16 protein-coding genes are annotated in these 15,767 nt (G+C 45.7%); 4 read left to right on the top strand and 12 right to left on the bottom strand.

All coding sequences use genetic code 11. The features are described 5' to 3' along the window. Positions 1-8: 8 nt before the first annotated feature. From MHH52_RS02335 to MHH52_RS02305, 7 genes are all read right to left on the bottom strand, one after another. Positions 9-1,709, bottom strand: a complete 1,701-nt coding sequence (locus tag MHH52_RS02335; RefSeq protein ID WP_340006418.1) for an extracellular solute-binding protein — start codon at positions 1,707-1,709, stop codon at positions 9-11. Between the two features lie 109 nt (positions 1,710-1,818). Then, complete coding sequence (locus MHH52_RS02330) at positions 1,819-2,709, bottom strand: carbohydrate ABC transporter permease (RefSeq protein ID WP_340006417.1); 891 nt, start codon at positions 2,707-2,709, stop codon at positions 1,819-1,821. An 18-nt stretch (positions 2,710-2,727) separates the two neighbouring features. After that, a complete protein-coding gene (locus MHH52_RS02325) occupies positions 2,728-3,678 on the bottom strand; it encodes an ABC transporter permease subunit (protein ID WP_340009465.1) in 951 nt (316 codons plus the stop codon). A 308-nt stretch (positions 3,679-3,986) separates the two neighbouring features. Then, entirely contained in the window at positions 3,987-7,214 is a 3,228-nt protein-coding gene (locus MHH52_RS02320; RefSeq protein WP_340006416.1) for a cellobiose phosphorylase, read from the bottom strand. A gap of 28 nt (positions 7,215-7,242) precedes the next feature. Next, entirely contained in the window at positions 7,243-8,580 is a 1,338-nt protein-coding gene (locus MHH52_RS02315; protein ID WP_340006414.1) for a glycoside hydrolase family 30 protein, read from the bottom strand. A 317-nt stretch (positions 8,581-8,897) separates the two neighbouring features. Then, complete coding sequence (locus MHH52_RS02310) at positions 8,898-9,917, bottom strand: LacI family DNA-binding transcriptional regulator (RefSeq protein WP_340006412.1); 1,020 nt, start codon at positions 9,915-9,917, stop codon at positions 8,898-8,900. Positions 9,918-9,969: 52 nt separating this feature from the next. Beyond that, the gene (locus tag MHH52_RS02305; RefSeq protein ID WP_340006410.1) at positions 9,970-10,452 is read right to left on the bottom strand and encodes a hypothetical protein; all 483 of its coding nucleotides are present in this window, start codon (positions 10,450-10,452) and stop codon (positions 9,970-9,972) included. Positions 10,453-10,835: 383 nt separating this feature from the next. Here MHH52_RS02305 and MHH52_RS02300 point away from each other — a divergent pair, with 383 nt between their 5' ends. Beyond that, the gene (locus tag MHH52_RS02300) at positions 10,836-11,561 is read left to right on the top strand and encodes an HNH endonuclease signature motif containing protein (protein ID WP_340006408.1); all 726 of its coding nucleotides are present in this window, start codon (positions 10,836-10,838) and stop codon (positions 11,559-11,561) included. A gap of 101 nt (positions 11,562-11,662) precedes the next feature. Here the strand turns inward: MHH52_RS02300 and MHH52_RS02295 are convergent, their stop codons facing one another. After that, positions 11,663-11,860, bottom strand: a complete 198-nt coding sequence (locus MHH52_RS02295) for a YwbE family protein (RefSeq protein WP_042184438.1) — start codon at positions 11,858-11,860, stop codon at positions 11,663-11,665. Between the two features lie 61 nt (positions 11,861-11,921). On the opposite strand from MHH52_RS02295, the gene MHH52_RS02290 reads away from it, so the two are divergent. Continuing rightward, positions 11,922-12,224, top strand: a complete 303-nt coding sequence (locus tag MHH52_RS02290) for a hypothetical protein (protein WP_340006406.1) — start codon at positions 11,922-11,924, stop codon at positions 12,222-12,224. Positions 12,225-12,254: 30 nt separating this feature from the next. On the opposite strand, the gene sdaAA is transcribed toward MHH52_RS02290, so the two are convergent. From sdaAA to MHH52_RS02270, 4 genes are all read right to left on the bottom strand, one after another. Further along, positions 12,255-13,133, bottom strand: coding sequence for an L-serine ammonia-lyase, iron-sulfur-dependent, subunit alpha (gene sdaAA / locus MHH52_RS02285; RefSeq protein WP_313639851.1), 879 nt, complete (start codon positions 13,131-13,133; stop codon positions 12,255-12,257). Continuing rightward, positions 13,130-13,840 carry an L-serine ammonia-lyase, iron-sulfur-dependent subunit beta gene (sdaAB, locus tag MHH52_RS02280; protein ID WP_340006405.1) on the bottom strand — a complete coding sequence of 237 codons (711 nt, stop codon included), beginning with the start codon at positions 13,838-13,840 and terminating at the stop codon, positions 13,130-13,132. Before sdaAB ends, sdaAA begins: the two co-directional genes overlap by 4 nt. 153 nt (positions 13,841-13,993) lie before the next feature. Next, a complete protein-coding gene (locus MHH52_RS02275; RefSeq protein WP_340006404.1) occupies positions 13,994-14,413 on the bottom strand; it encodes a GNAT family N-acetyltransferase in 420 nt (139 codons plus the stop codon). Continuing rightward, positions 14,410-14,991: a DUF4269 domain-containing protein gene (locus tag MHH52_RS02270; RefSeq protein ID WP_340009463.1), complete on the bottom strand. Its 582-nt coding sequence runs from the start codon at positions 14,989-14,991 to the stop codon at positions 14,410-14,412. Before MHH52_RS02270 ends, MHH52_RS02275 begins: the two co-directional genes overlap by 4 nt. A gap of 127 nt (positions 14,992-15,118) precedes the next feature. On the opposite strand from MHH52_RS02270, the gene MHH52_RS02265 reads away from it, so the two are divergent. Further along, the gene (locus MHH52_RS02265; protein WP_340006403.1) at positions 15,119-15,334 is read left to right on the top strand and encodes a hypothetical protein; all 216 of its coding nucleotides are present in this window, start codon (positions 15,119-15,121) and stop codon (positions 15,332-15,334) included. Further along, positions 15,312-15,767, top strand: a complete 456-nt coding sequence (locus tag MHH52_RS02260) for a hypothetical protein (RefSeq protein WP_313639846.1) — start codon at positions 15,312-15,314, stop codon at positions 15,765-15,767. Before MHH52_RS02265 ends, MHH52_RS02260 begins: the two co-directional genes overlap by 23 nt.

The following is a 15,767-nucleotide window of genomic DNA, read 5'->3' as shown; positions in this document are numbered from 1 at the left end:
TGTTTATTTTATTTTTGAGAGAGTTTTACCTTATTCTCTTCATATTTTGTTTGCTGGAAGGCTTGCACTTTAGCCAGACCCAGATCCTCTTGCTTCTTGATGTAATCTGTCCAGATGGAATCAAATTCAGCATCGGATGGAGCCATCAAAAGCTTTGGTAGCATTTTGCTGCGCAAATCTTTGATTTTAGATAAGATGATGCCCTCAGGGGAGCTTGCCAACGGATCGATTTGGTCAAACTCGGAGATACTTTTCGTTTTTCCGCGAGTCCAGTCTTCAAGCTGTTTGAAAGGCTCTACAGATTTTGGTGTCCATTGTGCTGTAATATTAGTATTCATCAGCATCCAGAACGTAAAGGAAGAACCATATTTCTTGTCGAATGCCGCACGGTCTTTATTCATCATATCAAAGACTTCTGGCTTAAATTGGTCTTTGCCGTCAATTGTATCATAGCTGACGCCTTTTTCGCCAAGATAGAGGTCTTTGTTGCCTTCTTCACTGTTCAGGTAACTGAGGAATTTAATGGCGCGTGCTTTGTCTTTAACATCTTTGGAGATCAGCGTTACTGTCCAGCCGGAAATGGCAGGGCCGTTCAGAGTAGGCGCATCCAGGTTGGTATTAGCCGGTCCGTCAACTGCGATATAAACTTTGTTTGGGTCTTGCTGGTACAGAGTTCCCTGTTGGGGTACAAAGTCAGTACGTTGGTACAGCATCGAGAAGTAACGGCCTTGAGCGATTTTTTCTTCCATTTGAGGACGTTTGTCAATAAAGATATCTTTAGAAAGCAAGCCGTCTTGGTTCGCTTGACGCAAAGTTTTCATCCAGCGGATATATTCAGGGTCAATCTCACGGTTATACAGCTTGCCGTCTTTTTCTCTTGGAATAGCTAAGTAGTTCTGAATGTATTGTTCCAGAGAATCGTTACCGGTTGCGGTAAATTCGTGCAGACCGAGCGGAATCATCGGTTGACCGTCGATTTCGGGGAATTTCTCTTTAGCTGCCTTCAGCGCGGCCACGAATCCTTCCGGTGTGCGCATATCAGGGCTGCCAATCGCTTCATAAATATCTTTGCGGACTACGAAGGTTTGGTTGGATACATAAGTATCACCATATTTCTCGAAATCTTTAGGTGAGGAAGAAGCATTCGGATAACCGTATACATTGCCGTCAGCTTGTGTGTACCATCCCAGTTTGTCAGGGTCAGATACTTTGAAGAAGTACGGATCGTATTCTTCGGCGAGTTTGTTCAGAGGAAGCACGAGATTGCCTTCAATCATTTTCTTAACGGCATCTTCATACCAGCCCAGTGTAATGAAGTCCGGCAGTTTACCGGAAGCAATCAGCGTGTTCAGTTTTTCATTTTCATTACCGGCTGGAACGATAAAGTTAATGTCAACACCGGTTTTCTTAGTGATATATTGGGAAGTTGGATCCACACCCCATTTATTAGGGAACCAGGCAAAGTTCAGGTACCAGTCAAACGTAATTGGTGATGTGTCGGATTTCCAACCCGGTTCATCAGCGGATAATGCTGTAGCTTCTGGTGCTGTTGTAGCTGTCGCCTCTGCTGTGTTACCTTCAGTCTTGTTTGCGGAATTACCTTTGTTTGCGGCGTTGCCATTGTTGCCGGAACAGCCCGCTACGGACAGAACCATGATTGCTGCCATAAGCATTAGCATTATTTTCTTTGGCTTTCTTTTCATGTCCATGCTTGTTTACCCCTTTTCTGAGATTGATTAATAATATAATTTATAACTCCAAGACTGCGGGAGCGGTTCGGAGGAGTTACCGCTAGTTCGGGTGAAGTGCGACCGGCACTTAGCCCTTGATGGAGCCAATCATCATCCCTTTGACGAAATAACGTTGCAGGAACGGGTAAGCAAAGACGATCGGAAGTGTTGTAACGACCATGGTAGCCAGCTTGATGGACTGTGAGGTCACCGTTCTGGTCACGGCGCTTCCCTGTACGGCAGTCATCATCAGATTGGAGCTGGACTGGGCGACAACCCGGTACAGGAATGTTTGAATCGGTTGCATGCTTTCATTGTTCATATAAATCATTCCGGTAAAATAATCATTCCATTGGTAAACGCCATGGAACAGCGCAATAGTAGCCAGTACGGGTAAGGAGACCGGTAGGACAATCCGCAGGAAGATGGACCAGTCATTGGCTCCGTCAATACGCGCCGCTTCCTCCAGACCATCAGGAATATCCCGGAAGAACGTCATGAAGATGATTAGATCGAAGAAGCTGAACATGACCGGAATAATATAGACCAGAAAATTTTCCAGCAGATGAAGATCTTTGATGAGTAGGTACGTCGGAATAAGTCCGGCTCCGAAGATCATGGTTATCGTACCTAACAGGATGTAGAATCTGCCCCCAATCAGTTCCCTGCGGGAAACCGCATAAGCAACCATCGCCGTAAAGAACACATGCAGACCTACGCCGAGAAGTGTTTTGGCTACCGTAATCCACATCGCCCTCATAATACCTGGGCTATCGAACACGGCACTAAAGTTCTCCAACGAAAACTTGCGCGGAATCCAGTAAATCCCGCCCAGCATAGCATCTTTTCCGTCATTAAAAGCATTAATCAGCACATACCAGATCGGATACAGCGTAACGAAGCAAATACAAAGCATTCCAATATTGTTTACTATATCAAAGACGACTTCGCCCTTGGTTCTGCGATTCAGTGTAATCATGTACAGGTCCCCCTTGGCCTAAAACAACGAGGTATCGTTGAGTTTTTTAGATACTTGGTTGGCAATCAGCAACAGAATGAGCGAGATAACCGATTTGAACACCCCGATAGCGGCTGAATACGAGAAGCGGGCCGAGAGCAGACCGGTATAGTAAACATAGTAGTCAATCACATTGCTCGCGCTGTCATTTAGCGAATTGCGAAGTACCATGATCTGGTCAAAATTGGAGTTCAGTACACCGCTCACCGCCAGAATAAACAAGATGCTGATCGTTCCTTTGATGGTCGGTACGGTAACATACCACATTTTCTGGAATCTTCCGGCACCGTCGATGGTGGCCGCTTCATACATTTCGGGAGATATGCTGGTAATGGCAGCCAGATAGATGATCGCTGACCAACCCAGCTCCTTCCATAAATCCGAGGTAATAATAATGGTCCAAAAATATTTCGGTTCAGCCAGGAACGAAATCGGCTGGTCGATCACATGCAGCGCCATCAAGATATTGTTGATGATGCCCACATCTGCCAGCCAAGTGGCGAGAATCCCACCAAGAACGACCCAAGACAGGAAGTGGGGCAGATACGATATCGTCTGAATACTCTTCTTAAAGCGAACGGATCGAACTTCGTTCAAAAAGAGGGCGAATATGATCGGCAGCGGAAAGATCAACAGTTTAATTAAGCTGATGCCTAGCGTATTCTTCATTACATACACAAAATTATCGTCCGCCAGGAACTCTTTGAAATTCGCAAGACCGACCCAAGGGGCTTCCGAGATTGGCTTGACGATGTTGTACTCCTTGAAGGCGATAATAATGCTATACATCGGAATATAGTTAAAAATAATCATCCAGATTACACCAAGCAGTGCCATGGTCTGCAAATGTCGCTGGGTAACGAACCTCTTCCAAAGCGGAATACGATTTACTTTACCGGTTTCGAAATTGCCCGCAAATTGAGGCTTCATCGCTGGGCTTACTTCCCCATTTGTTCTTTTCTCCATCATATGGACCTCCAGAATCTCTATATCCGCTCTTGTATAAAGCGCTTACAATATCTATGTATTCATTGTATTTGCTTTTGCCTGTCTCCGTAAGGTATTGAATTTCGGATTATAGGTTCCATTTTTCGGGTTCAAGCTAAAACGCCTTCGGCGTCCTTTAAGGACGGTAAGCGTTTATGCGAGAAATATAAGGATAATGAATAACGTGAAACTTATACTTTCTTATATTTGGAGAAAAAGATAAGGGCGAGCCTAAACCCGCCCCTCGATTTTCATGCCAATACTGCTCGAATTTGCTTAATTTCTCCACGCCGCAGAGCCTCTGCCTCTTTACCTCGTACGAGTGATCCGGAAATTTTAGTCACAGTTCCATCGCGATATATAAGCATCAAGCATTGGATAACAACCTTATTCTCTCCAAACGTATTCTCACGTTTAGGATTAGAATAGATGACTTCTGTAGCCCCTAGGAATGTGAAAGAAAGTTCGCTTTGTTCATCGAACAGCCAACCCGGCAGTACCGGGTCGAGTGACAGCGTAAGCACACCATCCTCCACTCTGAAGATATGGCTTCCAGCCATCATTGTTCTCCACATACTTAAGAATTCCGCAGTCGAACCGCTAAGTCTTGCTACGAAACCTCTACCATGATTACCCGGATCAGGATTGCCTCCAGTCGCAATAAAGGATGAGTTCTCCAGTGTACTGCGTCCATAAACAGCAGGATCAAGGAACGGAACTAGTGAGGTCTTCAGTTCTCCGTAGAACTCCTCATAAAGCCCGCCTTTCAACAGCTCAAGCAAATATTTGTAGGACATATGCAGGAAGTTGGACTCCCGCTCTAGCCAGCCCGGCGTAAAGGCTCTCATTCGTCCGATCTCATGAGACTCTCCCTCAAGACTAACCGAGGTTTGATACATTGACGTTGTTGGATCGTACAGCCCTGTCTGCTTAATCAAATTATAGATTTCTTTGGCTTGCACCAGATCTTTCAGCGTCTTCAACCAGCGAGTAGGCCCCTCAAGGAAATATGGCAATGCATATACCTCAAACTCCTCCACCACAGCTTTTGGCAGACCGTATCCGCTAATTACCGGTTGACCCTCAGCATCTATTACCTGCTGGAATTTCTTCGCCTCAAAGCGGAAATAGGTTGGGGTAAGTCCGTTACCGAGTTCTACCGCCTTGTTGATCCCCTCGTTAATTTTGACCAAGAACTTGGAGAGGGCTTCACGAATGTATTCTAAGGTTACTTTAGACTCAGCCCCAGTAATACCAAAACGGATACGTGCTCTATAAGCCTCACGCGCTGAAGCTACAGTGTCCCAATAATTGAATTGTTCCAAATCTCCCGAAAGAACAGCCGTTACCGCGCGATATACCTCTTCAAGCAGCTGTGCAATTTCTTCTGGCAGCTTTACAACTCCCTGTACATTGTCTGCACCTTTCAGTACATCCAGCAAAAAGACTACGGTACGCTTCAGTTCAAAAGTCTCGCTCATTCCGGAGCCAAACAATCCTGGCAGACCATTCATAGCATCGTTCCAGCCCGGCTTATTGCCTTCCATCTCCACACCCATGCCGTAAGGGTCAAGTGTAGCAAATTTATTCAAAGCAAGAGACAACATCTTCACGAACAGATTGGTGTGGTAAATGGCACCGTGCCCACCTTCAGTGCGCAGCCAATGGGTATCTCCAGCTTTCCATTTCAGCTTATGCAGCTTCTCCTCATCCTCAAGAAGAGCGCCATATTGCCGAGCTTTACCGTCACTAATTACATACTTCTCACTACGTGGCAGCACATACGCTGGGCTATCGTAGAACGCATAAGTTTTATCTCCGAATAGAAGCTCCTGCTTTTTGTCCGGGAAGATATCCAAATACCCTACTACCAGATCCAAATTATATGTCCAGTGATCGGACCAGAAGCCTTCGCCAAAAGCAGCTTCAATGTTTTGCTGAGACAGGGCTAGTAGACCCGATAAAAATTCTTGCTCGCTTACCTTCAAAGTAACGTTATGATCCGCAATATAGTTTACTAAGCTACCTGGTGTGAACCGACTGCTACACAGCTTTACAAGCTCAGCTTGATGATCTGCCGCAGCTTCCCCGATCCATTCCGCAGCTTGCGCCTTACTGTCCGGTTTCACTTCAAAGGTTGTTCCTTGAACGCTGAGCGGGTTGTATCCATCTGCTTGAATCAAGCTATAGAACATTTTAATATTGAAGCTACCAACCTGAGGATTAAAAAACACGTCATTCCGACGATTCTGGTTCATATCGCGGAAGTTTCCATTCCCCTGTGAATAATATTCTGGAGCGAGTGAGAAGAAGTTGTAGTCACGCTCCAAATCGCCATGCTTACGCGAGTACAGATGAACTACAAAACCATCTTCGCCATTGTCGAAGATAAAAGGATAACCTCCACGCAGGAAATTATCGAGATAAGACTGACGGCAATAGGCATCAAATACTGCCGATGAAGTGTGAGTGGCAATGTCTGCTGTTAAATCTTCCGTCAGGCCTGCAGCCTCTTGGGATTTAGACAGGATATATTCATCACGGCATAATAACTCTGCTTTCTTATTGATTTTATCGATGTCATTTACATGCCCAACCAAAGTATTCAGGATCAAACTGCTGCCCGGTGCCAAACGTCTAGCCACCCCACTAAAGCCGCAAGGAACTTTGTTGACCGGATATTGCGGAAGCTCACTCAGTTCCGAAAGAGTTAATCCTGCAAAGCGGTCTGGGTAAGTAAGAGAGGTATTGCCGCCAAAGACAACCTCGAAATCCACGATTGGCGAGACTTTTTCTCCTTCTCCAGTAAACGACAGATAGAAATGTCCATTTGTAATTTCGCTAACCTGCGCACTATCATTTGTGCTGGAACGCAGTTTATAGAAGGGAATACCATTCTCAAGATTGTATACGTCCATCCAGCTGCGCAGCAGGTTACCTATTTCCTTGTATCCACTGTTTTCTACTCCGTAAGGTAAAATCTCAGGCAGACCATCCATCAGCTCCAGCTCAATTTCTTTGCCACCGATGTTCTCAATCTCTACGCGGCGCACCAATGCAGCATAATCGTCATTTGGCAGATTGAAGTAGTGTACGGTCGTCTTCAGACCATGCCCGGCATGGCTTTCTTCAATGGTAAGTCCGTTAGGCAAAATGGTCATGATCCGCTTGGCGGCAGGATCTGGACGCGCCGATTGAAACGGCTCATAAATCTCCTGCTCACCTTTTATTTTAATAAAGGTTCGGAACCCGGTGGTTCCTACATCTTTATAAGAGATGTTTGCTGGCGAGAATTCCATGATCGGCGAATTTTTATCGCGTACCCCAAAGCTACAAATCGCTTGCCCCCGGTTCACATAAAAAGTCCACATTGGAATTCCTTTCAGGCCTGCAAGACCCGGCAAGAAACTGGAGAAGGGCTTTCCTGTGTCAAACTGCTCCATTACAAATTTACCTGAATCGAAATAATAATTACTCACGATAATGTCCTCCTAAACTGTTAATTATTTATGAAATCAGATGCGTTACGATAGAATGAGGCGATAGCTCGCAGCTGGCAATCTCTTCACCCATTCCTAGTGTTACACTACGTACCTCTTCACTTTCATTCATCAGTACGACAGCAATACTGCCGTCCGGATTACGGAATGCTGTAGATAGAACCCCTTCAGCTTCAGACGTAAGTCCGATCCGTACCGCACCTGGTGCGATAAATTTACTGAAATGCCCGATATAATAATAGGAACTGTTATAGTGCAGCTCGTCAGTTGTCGTATCTGCAATGATCGGCGCATCGCAGAGATTGCCTACATGATTGGGACCCCCAGTCTCATCCAGTACCAGGTTCCAGTCCAGATATCCTTCTGTCCACGCATTGAGATCGCCAATCATATTCCTTCCGTAACGTTCACCCGTAAACCATTCACCTAGCTTAACGCCGCCCTCTTGGCAACCCTCTGTGAACAATAGATGTTTATCAGGAAATAAATCATGTACCTTTTCTACCTTGTCGAACTCCTCACCACCGTACCAGTGAATACCTGTACCCCATACATACTGTGCAGCTTCAGGATCAGATAATACTGCCGAGGCACGTTCAACCATAATATCGCGGTTATGATCCCAGATTACAATGTTCACATCCGAATGGCCGGTCTGATGCATTACCGGTCCAAGATGATTTTTAACAAAATCCCGTTCCTCTTCCGCACTATAAATACAAGAATCCCAGACCTGAACGGCAGCCGGCTCATTCTGCACGGAAACCGCCCAAATCGGTACTCCCTCTTTCCCATAAGCTTCAATGAACTTCGTATAGTAGCGTGCCCAAACTTCCGCGTATTCCGGCTTTAGTGATCCACCGTTATTCATTTCTCCATTTGTTTTCATCCATGCCGGAGGACTCCAAGGAGAGGCCAACATCGTAAATGGACCGCCTCTTACTTCCATGGCGTCTTTAATCAGCGGAAGTACCCACTTGTGATCATGAGAGATATCAAAAGTAGCCAGCTCTGTATCATGATCAGCAACATACGTATAATTTCCGAGAGCAAAATCACAGCTGTGAATATGAACACGTCCCATGCTATAACCTAATCCCTCTACAGGATGGAAGTAGCGATGAATGACCTCTGCCCGTTTCTCGGTACTCAGACGTGACAAGGTATAAGCTGCAGCCTCCGTGAAAGCGCCGCCAAATCCAATCATCTTTTGAAACTCCTGCTCTGGCTTAAGCTCCACATCGGCAGACCCAGATCCTACTCTTTCGCTAAAAACAATTACATCTTTCGGAGTTAAGCGTTCCCCTGTATCTTTTGCAGTTACTACAGTTTGAACCTTTGCCATTGTATCCATCTCCTCTGAATTGTTTTCTTACCAAGCATAAACGCCTTCAGCGTCCTTATAAGGACGGTAAGTGTTTATGCGAGAAATTTAAGACATAAAGTATGGTGTGAAACTTATACTTTCTTATATTTTTAAAAAGCACTAGTCTTTACTGGATCATCTTCCGATGTTATAGATTCGAAACCGGTTTCGATTGTTTCGAAAAAAAATGATCTTTCGAAATCAATTGAAAGAGCATTTAATTGAAAGCATTAATTTCTTTTACTTTAGCAGGACTCTTTTCAGTTCGTCAAGATTTATCCTGATTTTACTACCGACTAATTTGCGCTAACCGGAGGTGCACAGGATTCCCGTTCAACCACTTCCACCGGAACTAAAATCGCTTCCTTATCTAACACTTTCCCTTCAATTGACGCTAACAGAATGTCTGCAGCTCGGCTTCCAAGAAGTTCCGTATCCTGACGCACCGTTGTCAATGCAGGTGTAACATACTCGGCCAGATCGATGTCATCGTAACCCATAACTGAAATATCCATTGGTACGGAAAGTCCACTATCTTTGGCTGCCCTAATAGCCCCTAAGGCTAGTAAGTCACCCGAAGCAAAGACGGCGGTTGGACGTTCAGGCAGCTTAAGAAGCTGCAGCATCGCGTTATAGCCGCTTTCTCGAGAATAAAAGGCTCCGTTTACAACATAGGGTTTGGGCACTTTAAAGCCTCGCTGCTTCATAGCGGTCTTGTAACCTAGCTCCCGCATTTTACCTGGAAATGTATTCATACCTCCGGATATATGAGCAATCTTTCGATGCCCCAAAGAGGCTAGATACTCCACCGCCAGCTGTGCCCCAGCTGTATTATCCGAACAAACCGTATGCGTCTCAGAAGTCTCAAAATCCACAATAACCGTAGGAATATCACTTTCAAGTAGTTCACGGAAATACGGATCCTCATAATCGGACAAGAAGACAACAACGCCATCTACGCCACGAATTCTGCAATTCTCTAAATAACCACTTTGCTTACCGCCGACATCTTTGGAGATAAACATGAGGGCATAACCCTTTTCCACGGCAACCTTCTTAAAGCTCTCAATCACAGCGCTAAAAAAAGGATGGCGAATACCAAATCCCGTATTCTCTACGAACAGCACACCGATGGTCCATGATTTCTTAGTGGTCAGTGTGCGGGCATGGGAATTCGGCAAATATCCCATTTCTTGGGCAACCCGGAATATTTCCTGGCGAGTCTTCTCCCGTACATCGGAATAATTATTAAACGCCTTGGATACCGTTGTTGGAGAGTAACCGGTTCTTTTAGCAATATCGTATATCGTTGTCAATTCGGCTCACTCCTTGCCCTGACAAATGAAATGCTTTTTGTTCACTGCAATTTTAACGTCTTTCAGTACCGCCGTCCAGCGAAAAGTAACATTGTACAGATGGCAGCAGTGTAACAGCTTGAATCAAAAGCCCTAGACTCATATAGATCAGATGTATGATTGCTACACTGTTCAGCATGTACGTCTGCACCATTATCCAAATGATTTGCCCAAACCCGATATACAGAGACAAAGCCCAGAAGCTATATATTTTCTTAAAAGGATTCAATGTATCCACCAAGTGCCACTGAGGTCTCTTGACCAGACCATAAACAACGAGCAGGGGCGGTATACCGAATACGATAAATAGTAGAATACCTGGGAATAAAAAATCCGAGAATGGCGATCTTTCCAGCATAGAAGTTGGCATTTTCATTAGATCACCACTAGGATCTATTACAAGAGCACCACCCCCTCCTAACGCTCCAACCCCCAAAAAAATATGAAGAATATAAAGCAATGTTACTGCAAACGGTCTTCCCTTCGTTGATTCCATTTCACTACCCCATTTCCATGTAAGAATTAGAACAACCTTATTTACATAACGAATTTGCCCCTCCATTTATTTTACAAGTTTTCCCTGTTTGTCACCGAGATGCATATCACAAAATCGGCTGCGTTTGTGTTTTTTTTACGTACGATGTGAACGGCTGCACTTTACGATATACTAAGTTTAGAATCTAATATTTAACCTGACGGATCTCATAAATAGAAACCATTGAATCCCAAGTATAAACGCCTTCGGCGTCCTTATAAGGACGGTAAGCGTTTAAGCGAGAAATTCAAGACATAAAGTATGGTGTGAAACTTATAGTTTCTTATATTTTAAAAAACAAGGAGACAGGACAGGCGTACACATGCGCTGCACCTAACATACCTATGAACGATACCGATCTTCTATCTAACAAACAGTGTGCTTATTGCCACAAGCAGAAGCCGCTCTCTGAATTTCGCAGACGTACAGGCAAACGTTCCAAGGGGCAGTCACGCCGTGGTGCCTGCCGTGAGTGTCGGAAGCAACGGGAAACACTAAATATAAAGCTCACAGCAAACCCCTTACTGGTGAAGCTTGATACGATCCAAACCCATCAGCACTCTCTACTAGAACGCTCCAAAGAGGGAAAGCCGCCTTCCGCTTCTGCTTCTTCAGGACAATCCAATCCGAACCGCCGCGTACGAGGTTTGGAGCAGCGAAAAAAACATCCACATTCTCAAGGCACGAAGCTAAATCCTGAAGATCTAACCCAATTGATTCCTTCTGCCAAAGGGATGATTCTAATGCGTGGACATAGCGATAAGGGACGGCGCTGGCATCAGGAGATCGATCTAGAGCTTGCGATTACTCTAGTCAGGGAACATGCCGCTATCGTTGTGAACCGCCGAACCATAAGGCGATTGTATAGCAATAAGGATTTTCGCGCTTATATACTAGCCAGAGACAACTACATCTGCTACTTCTGCGGCGCTTATGGGGACACTATTGATCATTTACTACCTCGTGCTAAAGGCGGCCATACAACCCCAGATAATTGCGTCTGCGCTTGCACGTTATGTAATCAGACCAAAGCCGATAAATCTGTTGAGGATTTTATGGGTCGAATGTAACATCTTAAACCAAAAAGCCCTAATCTCGGAGGTTGTTCTGTTCCCGTGAACAGATGCCTTGAGATTAGGGTGGCTTTTTAATGTGGAGAAGTAGGGTTTATTTAGTTCCCTGTAATATTCTTAACTCGTCCTACCTGTCCGCTAGTCAATCTGACCTTAATGCCATGCGGATGACGAGGTGAGTTCGTGAGAATATCTTTCACCGTACCGTGTGTTAGCTTGCCTGTAGGTTGATCCTGCTTAAGCACAATATCCACTTCAAGCCCAGGACGAATATCCGCTCTTACTTGTCCGTTCATGATGTAATCCCCTTTCATGGGTTATAATGTTGTCAACTACAATAGATAAGGATGAGACGTAATGGCCTTCGGTATCAACAGAGAAGAACTATCCCGGTGGAAAAAAGCGGTCTCCGCAGGTGAGATCGCCTTCATGACTCATTATTGGCTGGATCCACGATTTCCTGGCATCACTACCGTCACCAAGGTGGGCTGTAGTGATCTTACCACACTGAAACATTGGTGCGAGGAGAATGGCTTGCCTGCCAAATATATTCATAATCGTTCATCGTTTCCCCACTTCGACCTCATTGGACCAAGGCAGGCAGAAATCCTTCGGCAAGAAGGTCTATGGGAACAGTTGGAACGCTTCAAGATGCTCTAAAATTACGAATTGTGATTTAAGGCGTAGGAATTACTTCTTTTTGCGTAAATCCTGCATGATTTTACGACCGGTAGGTGTCTGTGCTAAACCGCCTCCTGCGGTCTCGCGGTGTTTCTCTGGCATAGCTGAGCCTACCTCAAGCATGACCTTTATGACTTCGTCTGAAGGAATAACACTTCGAACACCAGCCAGTGCCATATCTGCGGCTGCGAGTGCGGTAACTGCACCGAATCCGTTTCTAACAATACATGGAATCTCTACAAGTCCTCCAACCGGATCACAAATCAGACCTAATGTGTTCTTAAGCGCCAGTCCGACAGCATGCACTGCTTGTGCAGGCGTTCCTCCGCGTAGCTCGGTTAAAGCACCGGCGGCCATCCCGATGGCTGAACCCACCTCGGCTTGACAGCCACCTTCCGCACCCGATACAAACGAATTATTGGCGATGACATAACCGATTGCCCCGGCAGCGAACAACCCTGATACCATATAGTCATCATCCCAGCCAAATCGTTCCTGACAACTGAGGAATACACCTGGAATAATCCCGCATGAACCAGCAGTAGGCGTCGCAATGATCCGGCCCATAGAAGCATTCACCTCGGATACAGCCAGCGCGTAAGCCATAGCTTGACCTGCGGGTCCACCCAGGCACGGCTCATCAGCTGCGTTATATGCGCCTACACGCTGGGCATCCATTCCCGTGAGGCCGCTACGCGAAGTTGTATCTTCATTCATCCCGCGATGAACAGCCTCTTTCATCACTTCATAATATTCACGCATCGTGGAAAATTCATGTTCACTGGAACGCCCAGATTCCGCGCTTTGCTCTTCGAGCATTAGTGCTCCAATCGTAAGGCCGCGTTCCTCACACAATACAGCCAGCTCGCTAAGTGTTTGAAAATTCATGTTAAACTTTCCTTCCCCTTCTCATCTCGCTTACCTTCATTTAAATTAACCAACTTCACGGATTTCACAGCAGTGAGCGCTTTAAGCGCTTCAATAAGCTCTGGTGTAGCCGCTTCATCCAGCTCCAGCACCGTTAAGGCTGCACCGCTGCGATTCTTACGATCCAGAGACATATGCCCTATATTAAACTGTCCGTTACGCATCACTTCCGTAACACTCGCCAGAACACCCAAATAATCCATATGGTTAATCAGAACCGTCGGATAGATCCCCGTAAGCTTCACTCCAAAACCGTCAATATCGACAATCTCGATATTCCCGCCACCAATAGATGTCCCTGTTAGTGTCAGTTTGCTTCCGGTTTCTTGTCCGATAAGATGCAGCTTAACCGTGTTGGGATGTGGAAACAAGCCCGTTCCCTGCTTAAAAGAAACCTCCATACCGGCTTCAACCGCCAGTTCTAGGGAATCTGGAAGCCGATGATCGTCGGTAGTGAAATCAAGTAACCCTCCAACAATCGCTCGATCTGTGCCATGTCCCTGATAAGTTGCTGCAAAAGAACCGAAGAACGTTACTTCTGCCACACGTGGTATTTCACCCAGCACCTGCCTTGCAGCTCTCCCGATCCGGGCCGCCCCAGCGGTATGTGAGCTTGATGGACCGACCATTGCTGGACCAATAATTGAGAATACATCCTTAAAACGCATAATAGACCTCCTGCCTGCAAGAATAGGCAATTATCGTACTCCTATATAGTATACTGCACTAGCAGTCGGAGTTCACTGTGATATTTGCTGTGATATTCGTATGCCTAACATTGCGGTATTCAGAGGTAGTATTTGTATTACGTGTCCTGTGTATCACAAGATATCCTGAGAGTACAGCATAATTCCACCTCTATACTGCCAGCCCATTCCTTCCCAGAACTCTCTTCCTTGTTCGTTGCTTTCAATAACCATCAGATGGCACTTGGCAATGCCGGCTGCGCGAAGATTCTCAACACAGCGAGTCACAAGCTTACGACCAACACCCATTCTCCGGCAGTCATCACTAACTGCAACATGATACATGTAACCTCTTCGCCCATCATGTCCGTACAATGCCGTGCCTACAATCTGACCATCTTCATTCTCACAAATCTGACTAAAGCCTCGGTTACGTTCCAGATAACGTATAATCTCCAGCCTTGAATCCGCTTCGCTGAGTCCCATCCCCTCTGTATACTCCCACAGCTGATAAGCAGCTTCATAATCATCCACGACCATTTCCCTATAAATCATACTTGGTCCCTCGCTTGTACAGAATGACATAAAGCATAAAGAGCGCTCCGAGGAAGCTTTTCTAGCTCCAGCAGCGCTTCGTAAGGATCGCCCTCTAATCCCAGAGCTTTCGCAAAGGCAGGTTCTGTCTTCCATCCATTTGATTTCATCATGATGATCTGCTGACGAAAATCATCACCCATATGAGCTAAGATTTCAGCCTCAACGATCATATGCAAATAACCATTCTGCAGCTCCGTTGGCCTCGGCTGTCCAAACAGTTCTATAGGCCAGCCCCTTACCATAAAGTTAACTTTCGTTCGAGGGATGCTTTGAACCACTCGCGATTCGCTAACAAACCCCTCCATGGCTCCAAAATATCGAACAACTAGCGCCTTAAACTCCGCAGGATCATGAACCTCACATATGATATCCAAATCGCTGCCCTCAACTTGAATTCCAAGCGGTACTGTGCCAACCAGCATAGGGTTATAATCCGCTAGCAAATTCATAATATCTAGTTCCTTAAGAAGGTTATAGACCTCTTTCTGAACCGCGGTTCCATGATTCAAATCATCGACATTTCGCCAATCATTCATTTTGGACAAGCACCCCTCCGACTAGGTTAAAAGAGCATGTGTATGTATAGAAGACAGCGCACGCTTTTCTGGGCGAATGCATAGAAATATACGGAAGATAGAAGGCAAGGAGGAGTGTATTAGAAAAATGAATCCCACCTACCCCTATTATGGGGAACGAACAGGATGTAAGGAGTCGCCTATTACTTTCCCCACACAGCAGCAAAACCGCAAGGCAGGTCTAGAAAGTCTGATGAATCCCCGCCGATCTGTATTCATGTCAACGGTGAAGACATGGGTACAAGCTGACACACAACACACCTCGAGAGGAATGTATACCTATGAACAAGATACCCGATTATGATATTCCTTCTATCCGTTTAACAAGTGGCATGTACGCATTAACAAAATTAGCCTGCGCAGGGCTAACATACGTTCTTATCTCCTTACTTATGCTTGGATTTCCACAAAATAATGGCGTACCCGAAGGTTGGCCCCTGTCGGTTCCTTATGCCATTTATGCTTATGGGTTGCCGGCGGCATTAGTAGCAGATGTTCTGCTGCGTATTCTGCGTACCACATCCCCTGTCGTTTCCCTTGTTGTATACGTAGCCGCAGGGTTCGGTGCTGGTCTATGGCTGGCAGCGGAACAAGGTGCAGAGCTTCTGCTATGGGGTCTAGGTGGAATTCTGGGACTACTACTGCTGCGAGTTACGCAACTAGGCGTGGAACGATCCCCTCTGTTACTGCCTGTGTTTGCACTATTTCTGCCACTACTCTGCTTACTGCTGTTATAA

This window comes from Paenibacillus sp. FSL K6-0276, assembly GCF_037977235.1.
Classification (GTDB): Bacteria; Bacillota; Bacilli; order Paenibacillales; family Paenibacillaceae; genus Paenibacillus_AQ.
Note: the sequence above shows the minus strand (reverse complement) of the source record. Positions and strands in the feature narration are given on the sequence as shown.